This is a genomic window from Blautia stercoris, from assembly GCF_054657695.1.
The window spans coordinates 767,376-790,764 of sequence record NZ_BAAHYF010000001.1; the positions used below are offsets into that span (position 1 = coordinate 767,376).

Annotated in this window: 19 protein-coding genes; all 19 read right to left on the minus strand. The window is 39.1% G+C overall.

Annotated features, from left to right (window positions below):
* Positions 1 to 56 precede the first annotated feature (56 nt).
* The gene (locus tag ACYQ2D_RS03760; RefSeq protein WP_022304157.1) at positions 57 to 1,259 is read right to left on the minus strand and encodes an acetate/propionate family kinase; all 1,203 of its coding nucleotides are present in this window, start codon (positions 1,257 to 1,259) and stop codon (positions 57 to 59) included.
* 141 nt (positions 1,260 to 1,400) lie between these two features.
* Positions 1,401 to 2,648, minus strand: a complete 1,248-nt coding sequence (locus tag ACYQ2D_RS03765) for a nucleotidyltransferase (RefSeq protein ID WP_459784694.1) — start codon at positions 2,646 to 2,648, stop codon at positions 1,401 to 1,403.
* A gap of 13 nt (positions 2,649 to 2,661) precedes the next feature.
* A complete protein-coding gene (locus ACYQ2D_RS03770) occupies positions 2,662 to 6,336 on the minus strand; it encodes an FtsX-like permease family protein (protein WP_459784695.1) in 3,675 nt (1,224 codons plus the stop codon).
* A gap of 15 nt (positions 6,337 to 6,351) precedes the next feature.
* Positions 6,352 to 7,056: an ABC transporter ATP-binding protein gene (locus tag ACYQ2D_RS03775; protein ID WP_117456719.1), complete on the minus strand. Its 705-nt coding sequence runs from the start codon at positions 7,054 to 7,056 to the stop codon at positions 6,352 to 6,354.
* A 151-nt stretch (positions 7,057 to 7,207) separates the two neighbouring features.
* Positions 7,208 to 7,372 (minus strand): FeoB-associated Cys-rich membrane protein, encoded by a 165-nt coding sequence (locus ACYQ2D_RS03780; RefSeq protein WP_117456718.1) that lies wholly within the window; start codon positions 7,370 to 7,372, stop codon positions 7,208 to 7,210.
* A 141-nt stretch (positions 7,373 to 7,513) separates the two neighbouring features.
* Positions 7,514 to 8,878: a PFL family protein gene (locus ACYQ2D_RS03785; RefSeq protein WP_022304152.1), complete on the minus strand. Its 1,365-nt coding sequence runs from the start codon at positions 8,876 to 8,878 to the stop codon at positions 7,514 to 7,516.
* Positions 8,879 to 8,975: 97 nt separating this feature from the next.
* Positions 8,976 to 9,248 carry an ACT domain-containing protein gene (locus ACYQ2D_RS03790; protein ID WP_022304151.1) on the minus strand — a complete coding sequence of 91 codons (273 nt, stop codon included), beginning with the start codon at positions 9,246 to 9,248 and terminating at the stop codon, positions 8,976 to 8,978.
* A 107-nt stretch (positions 9,249 to 9,355) separates the two neighbouring features.
* Positions 9,356 to 10,153: an MBL fold metallo-hydrolase gene (locus tag ACYQ2D_RS03795; protein ID WP_118700907.1), complete on the minus strand. Its 798-nt coding sequence runs from the start codon at positions 10,151 to 10,153 to the stop codon at positions 9,356 to 9,358.
* Positions 10,140 to 10,742: a dephospho-CoA kinase gene (coaE, locus tag ACYQ2D_RS03800; RefSeq protein ID WP_117456715.1), complete on the minus strand. Its 603-nt coding sequence runs from the start codon at positions 10,740 to 10,742 to the stop codon at positions 10,140 to 10,142. The genes ACYQ2D_RS03795 and coaE overlap by 14 nt, the downstream gene beginning before the upstream one ends.
* Before the next feature lie 52 nt (positions 10,743 to 10,794).
* A complete protein-coding gene (gene polA, locus ACYQ2D_RS03805; RefSeq protein WP_459784696.1) occupies positions 10,795 to 13,455 on the minus strand; it encodes a DNA polymerase I in 2,661 nt (886 codons plus the stop codon).
* Positions 13,456 to 13,923 (minus strand): acyl-CoA thioesterase, encoded by a 468-nt coding sequence (locus ACYQ2D_RS03810; RefSeq protein ID WP_118700949.1) that lies wholly within the window; start codon positions 13,921 to 13,923, stop codon positions 13,456 to 13,458.
* A 175-nt stretch (positions 13,924 to 14,098) separates the two neighbouring features.
* On the minus strand, positions 14,099 to 15,589 hold the full coding sequence (gene galT, locus ACYQ2D_RS03815; protein ID WP_117456713.1) for a UDP-glucose--hexose-1-phosphate uridylyltransferase: 1,491 nt from the start codon (positions 15,587 to 15,589) through the stop codon (positions 14,099 to 14,101).
* A 98-nt stretch (positions 15,590 to 15,687) separates the two neighbouring features.
* Positions 15,688 to 16,602 (minus strand): ArsR/SmtB family transcription factor, encoded by a 915-nt coding sequence (locus ACYQ2D_RS03820; RefSeq protein ID WP_459784698.1) that lies wholly within the window; start codon positions 16,600 to 16,602, stop codon positions 15,688 to 15,690.
* Positions 16,603 to 16,827: 225 nt separating this feature from the next.
* On the minus strand, positions 16,828 to 18,903 hold the full coding sequence (locus ACYQ2D_RS03825) for a DUF6449 domain-containing protein (protein WP_459784700.1): 2,076 nt from the start codon (positions 18,901 to 18,903) through the stop codon (positions 16,828 to 16,830).
* On the minus strand, positions 18,878 to 19,780 hold the full coding sequence (locus tag ACYQ2D_RS03830) for an ABC transporter ATP-binding protein (protein WP_117456711.1): 903 nt from the start codon (positions 19,778 to 19,780) through the stop codon (positions 18,878 to 18,880). The genes ACYQ2D_RS03825 and ACYQ2D_RS03830 overlap by 26 nt, the downstream gene beginning before the upstream one ends.
* Positions 19,773 to 20,147, minus strand: coding sequence for a GntR family transcriptional regulator (locus ACYQ2D_RS03835; protein WP_118700910.1), 375 nt, complete (start codon positions 20,145 to 20,147; stop codon positions 19,773 to 19,775). The genes ACYQ2D_RS03830 and ACYQ2D_RS03835 overlap by 8 nt, the downstream gene beginning before the upstream one ends.
* 157 nt (positions 20,148 to 20,304) lie before the next feature.
* A complete protein-coding gene (locus ACYQ2D_RS03840; protein ID WP_117456709.1) occupies positions 20,305 to 21,627 on the minus strand; it encodes an aspartate kinase in 1,323 nt (440 codons plus the stop codon).
* 94 nt (positions 21,628 to 21,721) lie between these two features.
* Positions 21,722 to 22,882, minus strand: a complete 1,161-nt coding sequence (locus tag ACYQ2D_RS03845; RefSeq protein ID WP_459784701.1) for an aminotransferase class I/II-fold pyridoxal phosphate-dependent enzyme — start codon at positions 22,880 to 22,882, stop codon at positions 21,722 to 21,724.
* The gene (locus tag ACYQ2D_RS03850) at positions 22,879 to 23,373 is read right to left on the minus strand and encodes an Lrp/AsnC family transcriptional regulator (RefSeq protein WP_022304139.1); all 495 of its coding nucleotides are present in this window, start codon (positions 23,371 to 23,373) and stop codon (positions 22,879 to 22,881) included. Before ACYQ2D_RS03850 ends, ACYQ2D_RS03845 begins: the two co-directional genes overlap by 4 nt.
* Between the last annotated feature and the right edge of the window lie 16 nt (positions 23,374 to 23,389).

Sequence of the window (23,389 nt, forward strand, 5' to 3'; positions counted from 1 at the left end):
TAGTCTCCTAATCACACCTTGTCAATTATACATAGGTAATTCGTTTTTGTCAACTATTATTTCTGATTCTTTACCAGTTCTGCTGTTTCCTGACAGATTGCAAGTTCTTCGTTTGTCGGAACGATTGCAACTTTTACTTTAGAATCTGCTGTGGAGATTACTTTATTTTCTCCTCTTGTCTGGTTTGCTTCTTCATCTAATTTGATTCCAAGATATCCCAGACTCTTTACAACAGTTTCACGAACCGGAATTGCATTTTCACCGATACCACCTGTAAATGCGATTGCATCTACACCGTTCATAGCAGCTACATAAGAACCGATGTATTTGATAATGCTGTAACATAAGCAGTCTACTGCACGTTTTGCATCTTCGTTTCCGCCTTCAGCAGCTTCGTTTAAGTCACGGAAGTCACTGGAAAGTCCGTTAGAAAGTCCTAATAAACCGGATTCTTTATTTAAGATACGAACCATTTCTTTTACATCAATGTTTTCTTTTGCACAGATGAATTCAAGAACAGCCGGGTCAAGGTCACCGGAACGTGTTCCCATTACAAGACCCTGAAGAGGTGTCAGACCCATGCTGGTGTCAACACATTTTCCATTTACAACTGCACTGATAGAAGAACCGTTTCCAAGATGAGCAACGATTACTTTAGAATTTTCCGGGTCAAGACCAAGGAATTTGATTGTTTCTTTCGATACGAAACGATGAGAAGTTCCGTGGAAACCATATTTACGTACTTTATATTCATCATAGTATTTTTTCGGAATTGCATACATATATGCTTTTTCCGGCATTGTCTGATGGAATGCAGTATCAAATACAGCTACGTTTGGTTTACCTGGCATCAGTTCCATACATGCACGGATACCCATCAGGTTTGCAGGGTTATGCAGAGGACCAAGGTCACAGCACTCTTCGATAACAGAGATTACTTCATCGTTGATAATACAGGAATCAGAGATTTTAGCTCCACCATGCAGTACACGATGTCCGATTGCTTCTACTTCGTCAAGGCTCTTTAATACACCTGTTTTTTCATTAACCAGAGCGTCTAATACCATTTTGATTGCTTCTGTATGAGTTGGCATTGATGCTTCTATTACTTCTTTTTCTCCGTTTGTTGGCTGATATACCAGTCTTCCATCGAGACCGATACGTTCACACAGCCCTTTTGCTGCTACTTCCTCTGTTTCAGAGTTGATGAGCTGGAATTTCAATGATGAACTTCCGCAATTTACTACTAATACGTTCATAATTTTTCCTCCGTTATGCTAATTCATTACGACCTAGAGATGGTCGTGCCTGTTTTCATTATACATCGTTTCCAAAAACGGTACAAGTGTGCATTTGAAAATTATGCACAAAAATTGTATTATTTTCCAAACATTCCTTGTTTATCTTAGAATAATCGGCGAATGTTGAAGTTCATTTGTCAATCCTCTTTTTTGTTTTCTTCCGGTCACTGCCTCATAAAGATCAGACGCAAAGATATCTTTTTCAAACAGACCTTTTTGAATGTTTGCCAACTCTTTTTGATAATTCGAAATCTTCGTAAGTACCGGAATTTCTTTTGCTTTTTTCATTTTTCCTAACACTTCTTTGCTGTCCTGCCTGAATCCTAAAATTCGAGTATAAGGATTGTGTAGAAACATTCGAGTCTCTTCCTGAGTTATCTCTAATAAAATGTGAAGCAAAGCCCTCGAAATTCGGGTATACGTCAGTTCTTTCGTCTTTAATTTCTGAACAAAACTACTATAAGACTCAAATTGATTTAAATTTTTAGAAATCCGCATTGCAAGGTCTTTTGAAACATCGCTGTAAGCAGTCAGCTGTAATCTGTTTTTCTGCTTAAGCAGATTGTATTGTAACAGCAGAGAAAAATCATCCTCCCATACCATCTGATTCTGTTTTCCTGCCTCTATAAAAATTTCTGTAATTTTCTTTGGCATTACATGGAAAAGCTGAGAAATTTTCTCATCCTGTTCCCAGTCTCCCACGTCTTTTAAGGCGCTGCGAATCCCCGAAGCACTTGCAAATCCATGGGAAAGTTCCTGTCCATGATACCCCTGCCCTTCCCTTTTTACAATCACCGGCTCTATCGAAGAGTTCTTTGCTTTTAATGCCTTTAAATATTCAATTCCAAGAATATTATTGGGCTTATCTAAGATACTGCTCTCTTCTTCTGTTAAGAAACCGCTTAGCGCTTGTTTTCTTGCAGCCGGAAAAGAAAGACCTGTTTTTAGCGCATCCCGAAGTTGTTTCTGAAATTCTGTATTTTCATCTGCAAGCAGCTTCACTGCTTTCTGCATCTTTGAAAGCTTCTCATCTTCCGCTCCAAAACACAAAAAATCCGTACAGCCGATTCCCTCTAAAACAGAAACCGCTCCTGCCGCAAAAAATTCAGCGCTGGCGCTGGAAGCCCAGACCGGTAATTCCAGTACCAGGTCTGCGCCCCCCAAAAGTGCCATCTTTGTTCTGGTATACTTATCGAAAAGTGCCGGTGCGCCACGCTGTACAAAATCTCCGCTCATCACAACCACCACAAAATCACAGCCGGTTAGCTCCCGCGCTTTTTGAATCTGATAAGCATGCCCATTATGAAAAGGATTGTATTCTGCAATAATTCCTGTCACTAAAGCCATATTGATTTCCTTTCTACTCCACACTCTTAAGGGATTCAATCATGTCAATTTTTCTCAGTCGGTAAAACATCATTCCATTTACAAACAACGCAAATGCCAGGGTAATGAGTCCGCTGTAAAAATAACTTCTGAAAAATACATTTCGTCCAAACATCATCATATCCACTTCCACTGTCTGAATCACATAATGGTGCAAAAAGTTTCCGATTCCCATTCCGGCAATGATTCCAAACAAAGTCAGCACAATGTTTTCCCGATACACATAGGATGCCACCTCTCCATCATAAAATCCCAATACTTTCAATGTTGCCAGCTCTCTCTGCCGTTCTGTGATATTAATATTATTTAAATTATACAATACCACAAAGGCAAGCAGCCCTGCTGACACAATCAGCACCACAATTACAATATCAAGAGAGCGCAGCATGTCATCAATCTGGCCGATTAAATCCGAGGTAAAAGAAATTGCTGCCACACTGTCGTATTTCATAATTTTTTCTCCGAGTGCATCCTCATAATCTTTTGAAGTATCCTGATATCTTAACAACAGCTGATTATAATCCGGAGTCTCATGAAACAGACTTTCATAAGTCTCTGTTGTCAAATACAGATAATGTCGGACATAGTTTTCCACAATAACAGAAATCTTGACTTTGACTATCGTATCTCCTTTTTTTAATTCTACCGTATCTCCCACTTTTACCCCAAGCATATCTGCTGTTTTTTCGCTTATAGCTGCTCCTTCTTTTGGAAAGGCATAATGTTTACCGCTTACACGGTCACGAAATTCAAAAAAATCTTCAAATCCATCTAACGTTTTTGGTACCTCAAGCACAGTATCTACCGTCTTTTTCTCACTTTGCAGCTCTACATTCTGACAATAGAGTTCCAGCATCTCATCGATTCCCTGATAAGCTTTTAAATCTTTCTGCTGATCTTCTTTTTCAGCCTCCGAAACGTTGGAATCTAAAATTACATTTGCTTCATAAGTAAATAAATTAACAAACTGATTCTTGGCAATGGCAGTAATGGAATCCTGAAGCCCGAATCCAACCAATATCAGCCCCATACAGCCTCCGATTCCAATTACAGTCATAAAAAATCGTTTTTTATAGCGCACTAAGTTTCGTACTGTAGATTTCTGTGTAAAGTTCAAGTGTTTCCATAAGATATCAATCCGTTCTAAAAAGATACGTTTTCCATTTTTTGGAGCTTGCGGACGCATCAGTTCAGCTGGCTTTGACATCAGCTCTTTCTGGCATGCGGCAAGGGTCGCAACTCCGGTACAGCCTGCACTTGCCAAAACAGCAAGTCCTCCCTGATGCCAGTTTAATGGTGTCAGGTAATAAGGAAGTCCCGTATACAACATTCCATACGCATTCATAATGACCCAGGGCAGGATTTTTTCTCCGACTACCACGCCTGCAAGTGCACCCGAGACGGTAGAAACCATTGCATAAGCAAAGTATTTTAATGCAATTTTTCCATCTGAATAACCAAGTGCCTTTAATGTTCCTATCTGCTGGCGCTGTTCTTCAATCATACGGGTCATGGTTGTCAAGCTGACCAGTGCCGCAACTAAAAAGAAGATAACCGGGAAAAATTCTCCGATATTTGAAATTCTCTCAGCATCCTGTCCAAAACTTTCTGTTGAAGTAATCTTATCTCGTCCCCAGACATACCAGGTTGGAACTTCCAATTTCGCCAGTTCTTCTTCTCCATCTAAAATTTTTTGTTTTGCATCGGCGATTTCCGGTTCAGCATCTTTTTTTGCAGTTTCATACTCTGCTTTTCCGTCCTCTAATTCCTGTGCCTTTGCTTCTAATTCACTCTTTGCTTCTTCAAGGGAAGTCCGTCCTTTGGCAAGCGTCTGCTTGGCATCGGTAAGCTGTTTTTCTCCATCAGCAAGCGTTTTTTGTGCTTCCAAAATCTGGCTTTCTCCCTCTTTTATCTGATTCTGTGCCTGTACAAGCTGTGCCTCTCCATCCGAAATTGTGGTTTCATTCTGTTTTATCTTTTCTTCTGCTTCCTGTAACTGCTTTTTCGCAGAATCTATCTGAGCCTGCCCTGCATTTAATTCCTCTTCTTTTTGGGACAGCGTTGCCTTTGCCTGTTCAATCTGCGTGCCTGCTTCTTCGATTTGTATTCTTGCCTCTTCTAACCGGGCTTCTGCCTCTGGTTTTGCTGATTCAAATGCCGAAATTCCTGCTTCTAACGCTTCTTTTTGAGCAATAAGTGTTGAAAGTGCTTCGCTTTGGGCTGTTATCTGGGATTCCAGTTCGGTCTTCTGTGCCAAAAGTGTCTCATAAGTTTCATCTGAACTCTCGCTTTTGGCTAACTGCTCTTCCAAAATTTCCAGCTGATTCTTCATTTCAGTAAGCGCATTTTCTATCTGAGTAATTCCTGCACTCACAGTTTCCAGCTGTGTTTTTGCTGTTTCTATCTGACTTTTTTGCGCTTCATAAGCAGATTTTTTCTCCTCATACTGGCTCTTTCCTGTTTCAAACTCCTTTATCTTTGTCTGAAGCTGTATTTTTGCTTCTTCAAGCTGTGTCTTTCCGGCATTTAATTCCTGCTCTTTTTGTGCAAGCTGTATTTTATTTGCTTCAAGTTCTTTTTTCCCGGATTCTAAAGCCTGTTTTCCACTTTCTAACTCTTTGGTCTTTTCCGTTATCTGTGTCTTTGCACTTTCTAATTCTTTTGTTTTTTGAACTAAGGTCTGCTTGCCGGATTCCAGTTCTGCTTCTTTTGATTTTAACTCGCTCTCTCCATCGTTTAGTTCCTGCTCTTTTTTGGAAATCGTGGTTCTTGCATCGGAAAGCTGAACTTCTCCATCATCCAGTTTTTGTTTTGCATCCGCAAGTTTCTCTTCTGCGTCCTGAATCTGCTCTTTGGCATCCGCAATTTCCTGTTGTCCTTCTTTCTGGATGGTCTGATATCGTCTGTCACAGGCTGAGTCTTCTAACGCTTCTATTTTCTTTTGTACTTTCTTAACTGTTTTATCATATTCGTCACTATAGCTGGCTGACTCTTTCGCTCCATCTATCTGTACATAAAGTTCTGTGTAAACATCTGAAGTAAATACTTCCGGCTCTAAGAGTGCAAAACTGTTAATACTTCCTGTTCCAATTGAACCTGTTCCCCTGTTTAAATCCATATAATACGGCAGTGTCGCAGTTCCGACAATTGTAAAGGTATCTCCTGTCAGAGAATCCGTAACTGCCTCGTCTGTTCCGGATTCAAATGTCACTTTATCTCCGATTTTACAGTCTGAATAACTCAAAAAACTCTCGTCCACTAAAATTTCGTCTGAATTTTCCGGCATCCTTCCTTCTTTGATTTGTGGCTCATTTACTTTGTCCGTCAGCGCAATTAATTTGACAACCTGTTCTTTTTCTCCTACTTTATGTAAGACTTCTAAGGTATGTCCTCCGGTTACATTTTTTACTCTCTCTGTATTTTGGATATCCTTTAAATCCTCATCCGTCAGACCCATTGTTCCAAGTATTTTCAAATCCATATAATCGACATCGTCATAATATCGATCTGCTGATACTTTCATATCACCTTCTGCCGAGCGGATTCCGGAAAAAAATGCTGAACCTAACAAAACGATGAAAAATACGGATAGAAAACGACCTTTATTTTTACTGATTTCCCGAAAGAAATCCTTCCAAAATGCTTTCATCTTTTTCCTTTCTTCCTACCATTCAATCTCTTCTACCGGCATCGGTTTCTCATTTAATACGGTTTCTGCCACTTTTCCATTCCGAATCTTAATCACACGGTCTGCCATCGGTGCAAGAGCCGAGTTATGGGTAATGACAATTACCGTCATTTCTTTTTCCCGACAGGTATCCTGCAATAATTTCAAAATTGCTTTTCCTGTTACATAATCAAGAGCGCCTGTCGGCTCATCACACAGCAGTAATTTTGGATTTTTCGCAAGTGCACGTGCAATCGCCACCCTTTGTTGCTCTCCTCCGGAAAGCTGTGCGGGAAAATTGTTCATTCGTTCTTTTAAGCCTACTTCTTCTAATACTTTTTTGGCATCAAGCGGATATTTACAAATCTGCATTGCAAGTTCCACATTTTCAAGTGCTGTCAGATTCTGCATTAAATTATAAAACTGAAAGACAAATCCAATCTCTTCTCTTCGATACTGAATCAGTTTTTTCCCCCGATATTTTGTAATCTCCGCTCCGTCTACAAATACTTTTCCGGAAGTTGCAACATCCATGCCTCCAAGAATATTTAAAACGGTTGTCTTTCCCGCACCACTTGGTCCGACTACAATGACAAACTCGCCTTTTTGTACATCAAAACTGATTCCATCTGCTGCCTTTATTGTAATCTCACCCATGCGGTAGGTTTTTGTTACATCTTGTAAACTTACATAATCCGTCATGCTTCGCTTCCTTTCTTTTTTACCTTAGGGTTTTCTTCTGCCTCACTTAAGTTTATGCTTTATTCTACCATATCCCCAATTTTGATGAAACAAAAAAATACGATGAACCATTATTTATAATGATTCATCGTATTTCTATCTTTATTGTTTTTTATTTTTTCTTTGATGGTGCCGGATGGCATCCGCTGCATCCACCACAACTGCCTCCGCAACTACTGCAGCTCTTTCCGGATTTTTTATCTTTCCAGACCTTTCGTGCTGCCAGACCAACAATGCATGCTACAATAACTAAAACAACAAATGTACCTATATTCATATCAACATCTTCTTTCTTTTTCAGCTGTCTTTGTTTCTGTTTCTACTCCAAAGTTAGCATAATCTAACTCTTTTGTCAAGCCAAAATCTATGGTACATTTTTTTCTTCCTGCTTTGTCTGCCATCTGCAATTTTGGCTTTTTTAGTTTTTAAAGCTGTGAATTGGAGCTGGAATTCTTCCGCCACGATTTACAAATGCATCACAAGAATATGGATTCACCGGCATAATCGGTGCATATCCCAACAGACCACCAAATTCTACTGTTTCGCCTACGCCTTTTCCGATGACCGGAATCACACGAACGGCTGTTGTTTTCTGGTTTACCATACCGATTGCACATTCATCTGCAATGATACCGGAAATGGTAGTTGCCTTTGTATCTCCTGGAATTGCAATCATGTCAAGACCTACAGAGCAGACACAGGTCATTGCCTCTAATTTTTCAATGGTCAGTGCATTTGCTTTTACCGCATCAATCATTCCCTGGTCTTCACTGACTGGAATAAATGCACCACTTAAGCCACCAACGTAAGAAGATGCCATAACTCCGCCTTTTTTGACCTGATCATTTAAGAGTGCAAGTGCTGCCGTTGTTCCAGGTGCACCTGCATATTCCAGACCGATTTCTTCTAAGATTCCTGCTACACTATCACCAATAGCCGGTGTCGGAGCAAGCGATAAGTCTACGATACCAAACGGAATACCAAGACGTTTGGAAGCTTCTTTTGCAACCAGCTGTCCAACACGTGTTACTTTAAATGCTGTTTTCTTAATGGTTTCGCATAATACTTCAAAATCTTTTCCACGTACTTTTTCAAGAGCAGTTTTTACAACTCCCGGGCCGGAAACTCCGACATTGATAATTGCATCGGCTTCTGTTACTCCATGGAACGCACCTGCCATAAATGGATTATCATCCGGTGCATTACAAAATACAACCAGCTTTGCGCAGCCAAGAGAATCCTGTTCTTTTGTTGCATTTGCAGTGGCAAGCACAATTTCACCCATTAATTTTACAGCATCCATATTGATACCTGTTTTTGTAGAGCCAAGATTAACAGAACTGCAGACTCTCTCTGTTGTAGCCAGTGCTTCCGGAATGGAACGAATCAGCATTTCATCTGCTTTCGTCATTCCTTTTGAAACGGTTGCGGAATAACCACCGATAAAGTTTACCCCAACTTTTTTTGCGGCTTTATCCAATGTCTGAGCCAGAGTCACAAAATCTTCCGGTGCTTTACATGCCGCACCGCCAATCAGTGCAATCGGGGTCACGGAAATTCGTTTATTTACAACAGGAATTCCATATTCCTTTGAAATCTCTTCTCCGGTTTCTACCAGATTTTTTGCCAGTGTTGTAATTTTTTCATAAACCTTGCGGTTTACCTGCTGTAAATCAGAATCGATACAGTCTAAGAGGCTGATTCCCATTGTAATGGTACGCACATCCAGGTTTTCCTGCTCAATCATTTTATTCGTTTCATTTACTTCAAATATGTTAATCATGTGTATTTTTATCCTTTCAGAAATTAGAACTAAACTCAGAACTACCAGTCCCGCAAATATTCAGCATCAATATAGCAGCTACTTAATTTACGCTGTACTAGATACGATGCATTTTGTTAAAAATGTCTTCATGCTGTGCATGGATTGCAACACCGATTTGTTCGCCTAATTCTGTCAGATCTGTAGAAATCTTATCCAGTTTCTTCTCAGACTTTGAAGTATCTGTAATCATCATCATATTAAAATAGCCATCGATGATTGTCTGTGAAATATCAAGAATGTTAATTTTATTTTCTGCAAGATAGGTACATACCTTTGCAATAATTCCCACTGTGTCCTGTCCTACTACGGTGATAATCGTTTTTTTCATTTTAAATGTTCTCCTTTTTCACTCTCAAAAATTCCAAGCGTATTTTTTATGTTTTATCTTACTGCATTTTGCTGCATTTTACAACCTGTTTTCTATCTAAAATTTTTCTATACGGTTATCAGTTCAGATGCACGGTCTCTGTGCGCAACAGATATTTTGAAATCCGAAGATTTCCATGGATTTTCTCCCATCGTCACTTCTGCACACACCGTCTCATAAGCAAGCATCTCATAATTATTTTCCCGGCTTAAATGTCCAAGCATAATCTGTTTCATTTTATCATGAAGCAGACGGCAGAGCAGCCTTCCCGCCGATTCATTGGATAAATGTCCTTTTTCCCCTAAAATTCTCTGCTTTAAAGAATACGGATAAGCGCCGACCTGAAGCATCCTCACATCATGGTTTGCCTCTAAAAGCAGAGCATCGAGTCCCTGAAGGTTTTCAACGATTTTTTCGTCATAGACTCCCATATCCGTTGCAATCCCTACCGATTTTTCTCCATGAGAAACCCGATAGCCTACCGGTTCTGCCGCATCATGTGAAATTTCAAATGGCAGAATGGATAAATCTCCAATTGAAAATGCTTCTTCTGCCAGAATCGGACGATAGAGTCCCTCCGGCATCTTTCCAAGCATTGACATTTGTTTTAATTCTTCCATTGTACCTTTGGTGCAATAAATTGGAATGTGGTATTTTCTTGCAAGCACTCCAAGTCCTTTGACATGGTCAGAATGTTCATGAGTGATTAAAATTGCATCGCAGTCTTTTGTGGTACGCTCAATACTGTTTAATCCCTGCTCAATTCGTTTTCCGCTGATTCCTGCGTCTACAAGAACACTGGTTTTATCACTGCCTACATAGATGCAGTTTCCACTGCTTCCACTGGCAATGCTACATAGATTCATAATAAGTCCTCATTTTCCTTTCAATCTGAAGATAGGTATGTGCCACATCTTCACTATTATAAAGCTGGAAGTCGCATTTAGACTCAAACTCCTCATCTGAGAGCTGGTTCTTTAACATCTGCTCAATCTTTTTATCGGAATACCCACGATTATGGCGCAGACGTTCCATGCGGACTTCTTTTTCGCAATAAATATACCACAATTCATCACAGATTTCATCATATTTTTCTTCAATTAAAAGAGCTGCTTCGATAAAGAAAAATTCGGTTTTTTCTTTTTTGGAACGTTCAATCTCTCTTAAAATATATTTTTTTACCGCCGGATGAATGATTGCATTTAACTTTTCAAGAATTTCTTTTTTCTCAAATACAATCTTTGAAATCGTTTCACGATCTAATGAACCATCCTCTTTGACAATCCACTCACCAAACAGTTGAATGACCGGTTCATAGCAGACTTGCCCCGGCATCATCAACAGATGCCCGACATCATCTGCCTTTATAATTCTTGCATCAAAATGTGCTTCAATATAATTTAAAACCGCACTTTTTCCGGAACCAACTCCACCGGTTACCCCTATTACTCTCATACCACTTTCCCCTTTCGTACGTTATGATTCATCTTGTATTTTTTCCAGGTTTTTATTTTGCCTCATACCAGTTTGTTCCGGTATGCATATCAATTTCAAGCGGAACCGCCAGGTTTGCCGCACCTTTCATTTCCCGCTCTAAAATTGCCTTTACTGCCTCGACCTCGTCTTCTTTGGCTTCGATCAACAGTTCATCGTGTACCTGTAAAATCAGACGTGACTCCAGATTCTGCTCTTTTAATGCCTGTTCCACACGAATCATTGCAATCTTGATGATATCCGCTGCCGTTCCCTGAATCGGAGAATTCATCGCTACACGTTCCCCAAAAGATCTCTGCATAAAGTTTCCGGAACGAATTTCCGGCACCGGACGACGTCTTTGAAACATTGTTTCCACATATCCCTGTTCTTTTGCCTCTGTTACGAGTCCATCTAAGAAGCCTTTAATCTTTGGATAAGTAGCAAAATAATTTTCAATATATTCCGCTGCTTCTTTTCTTGTAATACTTAAATCCTGTGACAATCCAAACGAACTGATTCCATATACAATTCCAAAGTTCACCGCTTTTGCATTTCTTCTCTGTAAATCCGTCACCTCTTCAAACGGAACATGAAAGACCTGAGAAGCCGTCATTCGGTGAATATCCTGCGCTTCTTTATAGGCTTCAATCAGATTTTCATCCCCTGATAAATGCGCAAGCACACGAAGTTCAATCTGGGAATAATCCGCATCCACAAATACAAATCCATCTTCTGGAATAAAGACTTTACGAATCAGGCGTCCCAGTTCCATACGGATCGGAATATTCTGAAGATTCGGCTCTGTACTGCTGATTCTTCCGGTTGCCGTAATCGTCTGATTAAACGTAGAATGAATTCTGCCGTCTTCCCCGATAAATCCGGCAAGTCCGTCCGCATAAGTGGATTTTAATTTTGCAAGCTGACGATATTCCAGGATATCTGCTACCAGTTTATGTTCCGGTGCAAGTTTCTCCAGAACATCTGCTGCGGTTGAGTATCCGGTCTTCGTCTTTTTCCCACCCGGAAGCTGTAATTTTTCAAATAAAATTACACCAAGCTGTTTTGGCGAGTTGATGTTAAACTCTTCTCCTGCTTCTTCATAAATCTGGCTTTCTAATGCTTTGATTTTTACCTCAAGCTGACTTCCATATTCTTTTAAGGCTTCTGCATTGACGCGGATTCCCTCTTTTTCCATATTAGAAAGTGTAAATAACAGCGGCAGTTCTACGTCCTCAAAAAGCGCTTTCATATTATTGTTTTCAAGTGCTTCCATCAGCGCCTTCCGGCTTCTTAATGCTGTATATGCCATATAACAGATACTTTTTGCGACTTCTTTCTCTTTTGCTTCTTTTTCACTCATTGCCTTTGTATAGGAAAGTTTTCCAATCAAGTCTTCTTTTGCCGGAAGCATTTCTCCTAAGTACTCTTTTGCAATATCATCATAAGTGTAAGAAGATTTCAGTGGATTTAACAGATACGCAGCAATTCCGGCATCAAACACCTTCTTATGCGAAACTTTTGAAATTTCTGAAATTGTCTCTTTTACATCAAGAGCATCTATCATTTCTACTTTTTCACAAAGCTTCTGCACCTGGTCCATCAGATAACTTTCTGTTAAAAATCCCTGTGGAAAAATGCAGACTGTTTCCACTTCTTCTTTTTCTTTATTATTCCATGCAAGTCCAAGACCCAAAAACTGATGTGCTTCTCTTAAAACTTCAATTCCAAGTTCCGGTTCTTTCACCAGTTTTTCAAACAGCGCATCTGCCTCTGTAAAATCGGTTACGTTTTGAAAAGAAACTGCAATTTTTGCCGGTTCTGCCCCTTCTTCAAAACGGGATAAGAAATTTTTAAATTCCAGTTCTTTAAAATATTCATAAGCTTCTTTTGTGTAAAATTCTCCGATTCTCGCACTTTCCCAGTCATATTCAATCGGACTGTCAATATTGATAGTCGCAAGTTTTTTACTTAAAATTGCCATATCATAATGTTCTAAGAACGCATTTTTCGCTTTATTCGGCTTTAATTCTTCGACATGTTTCCATGCATTTTCCACCGTGCCATATTCCAGCAAAATCTTTGTCGCAGTCTTTTCTCCCACGCCCGGAAGCCCCGGAATATTATCGGAAGAATCACCCATCAGCGCCTTTAATTCAATAATCTGTGCCGGTGTCAGCTGATATTTTTCTTTGACATTTTCTTCAAAATAATCCTCAATCGTAGTTTTTCCAAATCTGGTCTTTGGAATTCGGATACAGATATGCTTACTTGCAAGCTGAAGCAAATCACGGTCTCCGGAAAGCACCGTTACATCCATTCCCTTTGCTTCGCTCTTTTTTGCCAATGTTCCAAGCAGGTCATCTGCCTCGTAGCCTTCCTTTGCGACAATCGTAATCCCCATCGCCATTAAGACATCTTTCATAACCGGAACCTGCTCTCTTAGCTCCTGAGGCATGCCCTTTCTGGTTCCCTTATAATCTGCATACATCTTATGGCGAAAGGTCGGTGCATGCAAATCAAATGCCACCGTTAAATAATCCGGTTTTTCTTCTTCTACAATCCGAAATAAAATATTTAAAAAGCCATAAATAGCATTTGTATGAAGTCCTTCTGCATTTGTAAGCTCCGGAAGTCCGTAAAACGCCCGATTTAAAATACTGTGCCCGTCTATCAGCAGGATTTTTTCGCTCATCTAATAGCCCTCTCTTCTTCTTTCTTTTCTGAGTGCGTAGCGTTTTTCGCCGCCTTCCCACTCTGCTTTTTCCGATTCTGATTCTACAACCAGACCCGGAACCGGAATCGGATGGTGATGCTCATCCACCGCGACCATAACCACGTAAGCACGGTTGATAACCTTGCGGATTCCATGACGACTTTCCACATAAGTATCAACCCGCACTTCCATGGAAGTTCTTCCTACATAAGTAATCTTTCCGCGAAGCACAATGACATCATTTACGGTTGCACCCTCTTTAAAATTCAAATTATCAATGCAGGCGGTCGTAATGTCTGCCTCACTGTGGCGCATTGCTACAATACTGGCGATCTCATCGATCCATTCCATCAGCTGACCACCAAAAAGATTTCCATATTCATTTAAATAAATGGGACGCATCAGATACGTCTGCTCGGTCTGTGAATCTTCTACTCTTTTTTTCATTTTGTATTTTATCGACCTTTCCTTTTCTTTTCTTTTCTTTTCACCCATTATAGCACACTTAAAAGAAAACAAACAAGGTAAGAACGGATATTCAAATCGAAGATTGAGATAAAAAAGAGAACTGCCATTTTTAACATGACAATTCCCTTTTTGTTCTACTCATTCTATTCTGCTTTTATAATACGGAAATAAAACGTTTAAAGGCGTCTCTTCCCTCTTTCGTACATTTATAAACACCTGCGTCCTCTAAGACTTTTACAAATACCTGTCCGACTTCTTCTTCCAGGATTCCCATTACATTTTCTTTGGTAATCTCTTCGTATTTCGGTAAAAATTCCTTTACCCAGTCTGCATGTTTTTTCAGGCTTTCATTTTCAGCCGGGTCTTTTTTCTCAACCAGATACTCAGCAAGCAGCTCTAATTCGTCTTTCAATCTTGCCGGAAGTACTGCAAGTCCCATAACCTCAATCAGACCGATATTTTCTTTTTTAATGTGATGATACTGAGCATGTGGATGATAGACACCAAGCGGATGCTCTTTGGTCGTGATATTATTTCTTAAAGTTAAATCAAGCTCATATACATCGCCTTTTTTTCTTGCAATCGGAGTAATCGTATTATGCGGTTCTCCCTCTGTTTCTGCAAAGATAAAAGCTGACTCATCTGTATATCCTCTCCACACTTCTAATACATGGGTCGCCAAATCAATCAGGCGTTTCTCATCCTTGTGACGAATTCTCAAAACAGAAAGCGGCCATTTTACGATTCCGGCTTCCACATCTTCATATCCCGGAATGGTAACGTGCTCTTCGATTGGCGCTTTTGCCATTGCAAAGGTGTAATGACCACCCTGAAAATGGTCATGGCTTAAAATTGAACCACCTACGATTGGTAAATCTGCATTAGAACCAAGGAAATAATGTGGGAACTGTTTTACAAAATCAAATAATTTTACAAATGCAGCCCTCTCAATCTTCATCGGCACATGCTGTCCATTAAATACGATACAGTGTTCATTATAGTAAACATAAGGAGAATACTGGAATCCCCACTTGCTGTCATTGATTGTAATCGGAATAATTCTGTGATTTTCTCTCGCCGGATGATTTAAACGACCTGCATAACCTTCGTTTTCCATACAAAGCTGACATTTTGGATAACTGCTCTGTTTTGCATTTTTAGCTGCCGCAATTGCTTTCGGGTCTTTTTCCGGTTTCGAAAGGTTAATGGTAATATCAATTGTGCCATAAGGACTTTCTGCCGTCCATTTTCTATCTTTTTTAATACGGTAACGACGAATGTAATCACTGTCCTGACTTAATTTATAAAAATAAGCAGTCGCACATTCCGGTGATTTGGCATACTCTTCTTTGAATTTCTGCTGTACCTGTGCCGGACGTGGCATCAGACAATTCATAATCTTGGTATCAAATAAATCGCGGTAACCGATGCTGTCCTCAATAATACCTCTTGTAACCGCTTCATCAAGCAATTCTTTTAAGGTTGATTCCAAATCTACATTTGTATATTCTTCCTGCGGCTCTTCATAATCATCCTGATGAAATAAATCCAGCAACAGATTAATTGTGTAGTTTCTTTCACATTCCGGTACGAGTCCGGTTTCCATCCCATAAGTAACCAGTTTTTTGATACTTTCGTTTAACATGTCGTTCCCCTTCCCAAATTTTCAAAAATATAATTTCTGTTTTAAAACAATATTATTGTTTTTATTATACCACAAAACTTGATTTTTTCAAGTTTTATTTACTCATATAGAATCCGCATCACAATGTCCTGTGGATAATCTCCAAATGAATTTCCAAACAAATTCACACCGCCCTGATGCTTTGCATCCTCTTTTACTCCAATTCGCACAGAGATAAACGGACCATCTGCCAGACAATAGTCTGTTACTGAAACATCATTTACTTTTTTTCCGTCGAGATATGTTCCGTCCTCCTCCAATGTCCAGACTTTCAACTTTCCATACTGGGTATTCTTGTCTTCCCACCAGTCTGGATTTAATTTTCCTCTGCGTCCTCCAAAATCACTTGGACACGTCCACGTTCCTGCTTCTCTCTGATTAATCCAAAGAGTAATATCGGATGGCCATTCCATATTATAATCCGGTGCTTCTGAGCAAAGCTCCGCAGATAATTCCAGTCGTCTGACTTGCCCATTCTGGATTCCGGCATTTGGAAAACGGTATTCCAGATACCCCTTTGCAAACCAGACCAGCTTTGCCGTTGTACGCAGTGGATTATAAAAGCATCTTGGTTCATCCTCCCCGTCAATATAGTCCTCTGTATTGACAATTCCACAGGTCGGTGCAACTTTATAATCCACATAATTTCCAACCGGCATGGAAATGACTTCCTCTTTCTTTTTCTTTTCTCCTTTTCTTAGAAGTAAAAGCAGTTCATCATTTTGTCTTAAGCACAACTTCATAGAACCTCTGACCCCGGGTTTTAACTCCGTCCGTATCAGCTGTGCCTCCTCTAATACTTTTACATTTAAGGCTGCTGAAGATGCCGGAATCTTTAAAAGCTCTGCGATTTCATTGACACAGTAAGGTTTGGTGTCAAGCAGTTTTAAGATTTTTATTCTGATTTCAGAAGAAAGTGCTTTGCCAAGCAAAACCAAATCCTTTTCATCATCAAAGGATAACTTTCGTCTCATGTGTTCCTCCTTGTTCCTGATCATGTACTCCCGGAAGCTTTCTGTACTTAACTTTGGTGCAGCCGGCAAAAAATCAGCCACAAAAGCACGTATCATAAAGTCCCCGAACGTACATTGTTATCATTTCTTTTTATGATGCCCTTATTTTACTCTGCTTTTTATCCGATTGTCAATGAACGAAAAACACCCATGCCAAAGCTCATTAATTGGCACAGGTGTTATTATTTATTCTTCTAATGCTTTTGTTACAAATTCCGGTACTTCATCGGTGCGGAAATAACAGCTGCAAAAACCATCCGTATTGTTAAAGACCTCCGATTTCCAGTCAATCTTAACTTCAATCTGATAGTTTATCGTACTTATATCAAATATTTCACTGTTATCTGTTATATAAAGAGCCTCAAGTATTTCCCGAATCTGATTTTCATCGGTGACATTCAAGATAGCTCCACGGTCTCCTGTTTTATCATCATATTGACTTATCTCAATTCCTCTTACCTTATCATAATCTTCAAATGTCATCATTTTACAGCCATTTTGCTCTAAAAGTTTTCTCGTCTGCTGAAAACCTGAGTAAACCGGAACACTTACATATCTGGATCCATTATAATAATCACCGTCTTCTCTGTCATACTCCAGATAAAACCGTAAAAGTCCAAGTACTTTATCGTTACTCAACTGCTCATAGGTTGCAGACTCCCATTCATTTTTACAGGTTTTAAACAGACTTTTTATTGTCTCTTTAGAGAGTTCGGAAACATGAGATGACTGGAGATCCGCAATTTCAAGAGAAGAAATCTTTTCTTCTTTTACATATTCTACCGGAAGAACCTGTCGTTTAAACTCCCAATTATCATAAATATCTGCAATTAATTTCAGATTTTCTTCATCCTTCGGAATGCAGTATCCGCGGTAAACCTCTTTTCCATTTTTCATTTCATAGCAAACAGAAAAATAAAGTTCTTCGGAATCTGTTATTTCAGAATCTGCAGTTACCTTATCTGCTTTTTGAATTGCAACTGCTTTTTTCGCAAGCTGATAAATGGCATCAAACTCTTCTATCTTGGTATTCTGTAAAAAAGGAACTGTTCCGTACATCTCTCCGGCGCCTTCCGGATAATCATAACAGCTGTTTAATCCATCAATATAAATGGACATGTTTTTTACTCTTGATTCTTTTGGTAAATAGGTATCAAATCCTATTAAATCCAACTTTAATGTCACCGCCATTATCACCAGCATTCCCAGAATTAATCCGGTAGAAATTTTTGGACGAATACATTCTCTGATATCTAAATAATATAAAAATTCCATTGCAAAGGATAAGAGCACAGCAGTAACAAGCAAACCTCCCACATACCAGATAAAATTTCGTCCGACAATTTCACTTGATAAAATGCCTACACATGCTGAAACCGGAATGACAACTGCAACCTTTATAATTGGCTGTAACTTCTTAAAAGCAATTGATTTATGATAAGCTTCTGTCGGACGAATTTTATAAACAAACATGCAGATTACCAAAAACAGCACTGAGATTCCAAAGACTACACTGACATCCTTCATCGAAATCTTATTATTTGACAGAATCATATCAAACACATAAAGTGGACTTAACTTTCCAAGTTTCCCTTCAAAAACCTGACTCAATCTTGAGTTATCTATATAAGTTGTAAAAAAAGCTACTTTTGTTAGACCAATTGTACTCTCTAACAAAACTCCGTAACTTAAAAATGCCCCATACGCCAAAACTCCGGTAAATAAATTTCCGGTAAGCAGAACGCCTAAAACTGCAAGATTATAAAAAAGCAAAAACAACACAACATTTGTGACAAACCCTTTTGCACATAAACTTAAAATTCCAGAAGTCTCTGCTCCTTTCATGATTCCGGCACCATATCCAAGTATCAGACTAATGAAATACGGAACTATAAAAATCAAAATTCCAGTAACATAGCGTTCTAAAAACAATTTTTCTCTTTTTATCGGAAGACTGTGATAAAAATCTGTTTTTACTCCCGAATATACGTACCAGAATCCTGACATTGCCAGTAAAAACGCCATGATTACGATTGCAACATACATGATCCCATTTCCAAAACTAATCAGACTTGAAAACTGTTCTGTAATTCTGCTTTGAAATTCTTCTTCCCCTTTCATATAAGAAGCAATTGCATCCAGACTCATTAAAATCTGAACCGGATAAATCAGGAGAAATAAAATAATGGAACTAATCAGCCAGACGCCTCTCTCTTTTAAATCTCGTACTAGCATTTTAGAAAAACAGTTTTTTGATGTCATATCCTGCCACCTCCGTTTCGCTGATAAAGATTTCTTCCAGTGTAAGCGGTATCATCTCTGCAAACAGCGGAAATTTACTTTCTACCGTTTCCATTATCTTGTCTTTTTCACCTCTTACAATTAAGGTCAATAAAGATAAACGCTTTTCAGACTGTACAACATCAAGTTCCCGAAGCAACTCTTCTTCCAAAAGCGGATTTTGAATCACGCACTGCACTTTATGGATATGCATTTTCATATCCTCCAGTTCTCTTGAAAGCAAAACTCCGCCTTTATGTAATAATCCTACATGGTCGCAGATATCTTCTAATTCCCTTAAATTATGAGATGCAATAATTGGTGTAAAAGGACGTTCCGTCACCTCGTATGCAAGAATACTTTTTGCTGCCTGACGCATCACAGGGTCTAACCCATCAAATGTTTCATCACAAAACAAGTATTTTGTTCCTGCACAGATTCCAAGCAGCATCGACACCTGACGCTTCATTCCTTTTGAAAATGTATTGATTTTTCGTTTGGTATCTAACTCTAATTTATCGCATAACTCCTGAAACCGTTTTTTATTAAATTTACTGTAATAAATACTATAGTAACCTGCCATCTGCTGTGGTGTCACATTTGGCGGAAAATAAGCATTATCCGGCAAAAAGAAAATTTCACCTTTTATCTTTTCATTTTCCCAGACTGCTTCTCCATCGATTTCAATCTCTCCTTCATCCTGCTTTAACACCCCTGCAAGCATACGAAGGAAGGTACTTTTTCCAGCTCCGTTTGTTCCCGCAAGTCCGAAAATACTGTTATCCACAATTTGGAGACTAATTTTATCTACGGCTTTTAAATCTCCAAACTGTTTTGAAAGCTGTGTTGTATTAATCATGTTCTCCCTCCTTGAATACGGAATTCACACATTCCAGACATTGTGCACCGGTCACTCCGATTTCCTTTCCTTCTTTTAATATCCCATGCAGTTTTAAAAGAAAATCTTCTTTTTTTTGTTTGACTAATGCCTGATTTCCCGAAACAAAATTTCCCCTTCCTTTTATCGGATAGATATACCCCTCCTGTTCCAGTACGGCATAAGCTTTCTGTATCGTATTTGGATTAATCGAAAGTTCTGTCGCAAGCGCACGTACCGATGGCATCTGCGAGTCCGGCTCTAAAATTCCTTTTACAATCAGCATCTGAAATCGTTCTACAATCTGTTCATAAATCGGTTTTCGATTTTGATAATCAATTACGACCATTTGAAGTTTCACTTCCTTTCTATGCTGTCCGTGTGTATTTAGTGTACTATCTGTCTTAGTACACTTGTAGTATACGTGATATTTTAGATTTTGTCAACAAAAAAAGTACATCCAAAAAATCGAATGTACTTTTTCCTTCTCATTATGCTTATTATGATTACAGCTGAGTTGTTACAAAAATATCGTAAATTGCTTTTACAGCGACCTCAAAATCTTCATTTCTTACACCGATGATGACATTTAATTCACTGGAACCCTGATCAATCATTTTTACGTTTACATTGGCATGAGCCAGTGCCGCAAAGATTCTTGCTGCTGTTCCTCTGTTTGAACGCATACCGCGTCCTACAACTGCGATTAATGCCAGGTCAGATTCTAATTCCATAAAGTCCGGATTGACTGCACGATGAATTCCGGAAATTACCTGCTGTTCTTTTTCTGCAAACTCATCCTGATGAATAAACAGGGTCATTGTATCAATACCGGATGGCAGATGTTCAAAAGAAATTCCTTCTTTCTCCAGAACCTGAAGTACTTTTCTGCCAAATCCAATTTCAGAGTTCATCATGGATTTTTCAATAAATAAAGAACAGAATCCTTTTTTACCGGCAATACCTGTGATGGTATAAGCCGGTTTTTTACAGGTATCTTCTACAATCATAGTACCTGCATCTTCCGGTCTGTTTGTATTTCGGATATTAATCGGAATCCCTGCTTTTCTTACAGGAAAGATTGCATCTTCATGCAGTACAGTCGCACCCATGTAAGACAATTCGCGCAGTTCACGATAGGTAATGGTATCAATAGATTTTGGATTTTCAATAATTCTCGGGTCTGTTACAAGGAAACCGGATACATCTGTCCAGTTTTCATATAAATCTGCATCAAGTGCACCTGCTACGATAGAACCGGTAATATCGGAACCACCTCTTGAAAATGTTTTTACTGTTCCATCTTCCATTGCTCCATAGAATCCCGGAATTACTGCATTTTCTTTATCCTTTAAATATTCTCTGGTCAGACGGTTTGTCATTTCCATATCAAACTGACCTTCTCCGTCAAAACGGATAATTTTTGCAGAGTCTACAAATTCATAGCCTAAATAATCTGCCATGATTTTTCCGTTTAAGTATTCTCCTCTTGATGCTGCATACTCTTCACCTGCATGATTTTTAAATTTTTCTTCGATGATATTAAAATCTTCTTCTAAAGAAAGACCTAAGCCAAGTCCATCGATAATTTCCTGATAACGTGCTTTAATTTCCGTTAATACTTTATCAAAATCAGTGTGACCTTTTTCTGCTGCACGGTAACATTTATAAAGTAAATCGGTTACTTTTGTATCATTTGAATTTCTTTTTCCCGGTGCAGACGGTACAACAAATCTTCTTGTTTCGTCAGCACGGATGATATCACCCACTTTTTTAAACTGTTCTGCGCTTGCTAAAGAGCTTCCGCCGAATTTTACTACTTTCTTCATTTTCGTTTGTATCCTCCTCAACGCTATTTATTGCTGTAAAATTATAATTAATAATAGCTTTTACGCACTAAAATGTCCAGCCTTTTTTCTTTTTTTATCGTATTTTTTCGATGAATTTCTCAATTCTTTCAAATGCTGCCTTTAATTCTTCAATCGAATACGCATACGAAATACGGACAAATCCCTCTCCACATGCTCCGAATGCACTGCCCGGAACAACCGCTACTTTTTCTTCCCGTAAGAGTTTTGTTGCAAATTCTTCCGATGTCATACCAAATTTTGAGATATCCGGGAAGATATAAAATGCACCGTAAGGCTCAAAACACGGAATTTCAAGCCGTTTTAAGGTATGCATTAAGAAACGTCGTCTCTGGTCATAAGCCATTCTCATCTCAATCACATCCGGATTGCCATTTTTTAATGCACTGATGGCCGCATATTGACTAGTCGTCGGTGCAGACATAATCGCAAACTGATGCAGCTTTATCATCTGCTTCATAACAGGCGCAGGTGCAAGCGCATAGCCAAGACGCCATCCAGTCATGGCAAATGCTTTTGAAAATCCATTAATCACGATGGTTCTCTCTCTCATTCCCGGAAGTGATGCAATGCTTACGTGTGCAGATTTATAACTTAACTCACTGTAAATTTCATCCGATACGACTAATAAGTCATACTTTTCAATAATCGGACACAGGGCTTCTAAATCTGCCTTTTCCATGATTGCCCCTGTCGGATTATTCGGATAAGATAACAGTAAAATCTTTGATTTTGGAGTAATTGCGGATTCCAATTCTTCCGGTGTCAGACGAAATTCATTCTCTGCTTTTAATGGAATTGTAACCGGAACAGCCCCTGCAAGCCGGGCACACGGCACATAAGAAACAAAAGCCGGTTCCGGAATAATCACTTCATCTCCGATATCAAGTGTCGCACGAAATGCAATATCAATTGCCTCACTTCCGCCCACGCTGATAAACACTTCCGATTTCGGGTCATAAGAAACATGCATTTTTTCTTCGGTATAACGGCAGATTTCTTCTCGAAGCTCCATCAGTCCTGCATTTGAAGTATAAAAAGTTTTTCCTGCTTTTAATGACTTGATTCCTGCATCCCGAATGTGCCATGGAGTATCAAAATCCGGCTCGCCCACTCCAAGAGAAATTGCATCCGGCATTTCACTGACTACATCGAAAAATTTTCGAATTCCGGATGGCTTAATCTGCTTTACTTTTTCTGTTACAAATTCTCTCATAAGGTAATCACCATTCTTCCATCCTGTTTTTTTCTTGTCAGATTTACACCCTGTTCTTTATATTTTGTCAAAGTAAAGTAAGTTGCTGTGCTTTGTACTTCTTCGATAGAAGCCAGATTTTCAGACACGAACAGCGAAATATCTTTGATACTTTTCCCTCTTACCATAACAAGGAAATCATATGCTCCTGACATTAAATACAGCGTTTCTACCTGCGGATACTGATAAATCTGTTCGGCGATTTTATTAAAACCGTCTCCGCCCTGCGGTGTTACTTTTAATTCGATTAACGCAGTTACGGTATCATCATCTACTTTATCCCAGTTTACCAGGGCATGATACCCGCATAAAATCCCCTCTTTTTCAAGTTCTTTTATTGCCAGTTCCACTTCTTTTGTCTCTTTTCCAAGCATCACTGCTATTTCTTCTGCACTTAAACGGCAGTCTTTTTCAAGTATTCCGACAATTTGTTTTTTGATATCCTGTTCCATGTTCTTTTCCTCCTGT

Bases quoted from the DNA above. Each gene is read 5' to 3' on its own strand.
- ACYQ2D_RS03790 (WP_022304151.1), bottom strand. From the start codon at position 9,248: ATGAAAAAAACGATTATCACCGTAGTAGGACAGGACACAGTGGGAATT.
- polA (WP_459784696.1), bottom strand. From the start codon at position 13,455: ATGAGCGAAAAAATCCTGCTGATAGACGGGCACAGTATTTTAAATCGG.
- ACYQ2D_RS03820 (WP_459784698.1), bottom strand. From the start codon at position 16,602: ATGAGACGAAAGTTATCCTTTGATGATGAAAAGGATTTGGTTTTGCTT.
- ACYQ2D_RS03840 (WP_117456709.1), bottom strand. From the start codon at position 21,627: ATGAAGAAAGTAGTAAAATTCGGCGGAAGCTCTTTAGCAAGCGCAGAA.
- ACYQ2D_RS03825 (WP_459784700.1), bottom strand. From the start codon at position 18,903: ATGACATCAAAAAACTGTTTTTCTAAAATGCTAGTACGAGATTTAAAA.
- ACYQ2D_RS03795 (WP_118700907.1), bottom strand. From the start codon at position 10,153: ATGAATCTATGTAGCATTGCCAGTGGAAGCAGTGGAAACTGCATCTAT.
- ACYQ2D_RS03785 (WP_022304152.1), bottom strand. From the start codon at position 8,878: ATGATTAACATATTTGAAGTAAATGAAACGAATAAAATGATTGAGCAG.
- galT (WP_117456713.1), bottom strand. From the start codon at position 15,589: ATGTTAAACGAAAGTATCAAAAAACTGGTTACTTATGGGATGGAAACC.
- ACYQ2D_RS03780 (WP_117456718.1), bottom strand. From the start codon at position 7,372: ATGAATATAGGTACATTTGTTGTTTTAGTTATTGTAGCATGCATTGTT.
- coaE (WP_117456715.1), bottom strand. From the start codon at position 10,742: ATGAGAGTAATAGGGGTAACCGGTGGAGTTGGTTCCGGAAAAAGTGCG.
- ACYQ2D_RS03845 (WP_459784701.1), bottom strand. From the start codon at position 22,882: ATGAGAGAATTTGTAACAGAAAAAGTAAAGCAGATTAAGCCATCCGGA.
- ACYQ2D_RS03775 (WP_117456719.1), bottom strand. From the start codon at position 7,056: ATGACGGATTATGTAAGTTTACAAGATGTAACAAAAACCTACCGCATG.
- ACYQ2D_RS03760 (WP_022304157.1), bottom strand. From the start codon at position 1,259: ATGAACGTATTAGTAGTAAATTGCGGAAGTTCATCATTGAAATTCCAG.
- ACYQ2D_RS03765 (WP_459784694.1), bottom strand. From the start codon at position 2,648: ATGGCTTTAGTGACAGGAATTATTGCAGAATACAATCCTTTTCATAAT.
- ACYQ2D_RS03835 (WP_118700910.1), bottom strand. From the start codon at position 20,147: ATGGTCGTAATTGATTATCAAAATCGAAAACCGATTTATGAACAGATT.
- ACYQ2D_RS03830 (WP_117456711.1), bottom strand. From the start codon at position 19,780: ATGATTAATACAACACAGCTTTCAAAACAGTTTGGAGATTTAAAAGCC.
- ACYQ2D_RS03850 (WP_022304139.1), bottom strand. From the start codon at position 23,373: ATGGAACAGGATATCAAAAAACAAATTGTCGGAATACTTGAAAAAGAC.
- ACYQ2D_RS03810 (WP_118700949.1), bottom strand. From the start codon at position 13,923: ATGAAAAAAAGAGTAGAAGATTCACAGACCGAGCAGACGTATCTGATG.
- ACYQ2D_RS03770 (WP_459784695.1), bottom strand. From the start codon at position 6,336: ATGAAAGCATTTTGGAAGGATTTCTTTCGGGAAATCAGTAAAAATAAA.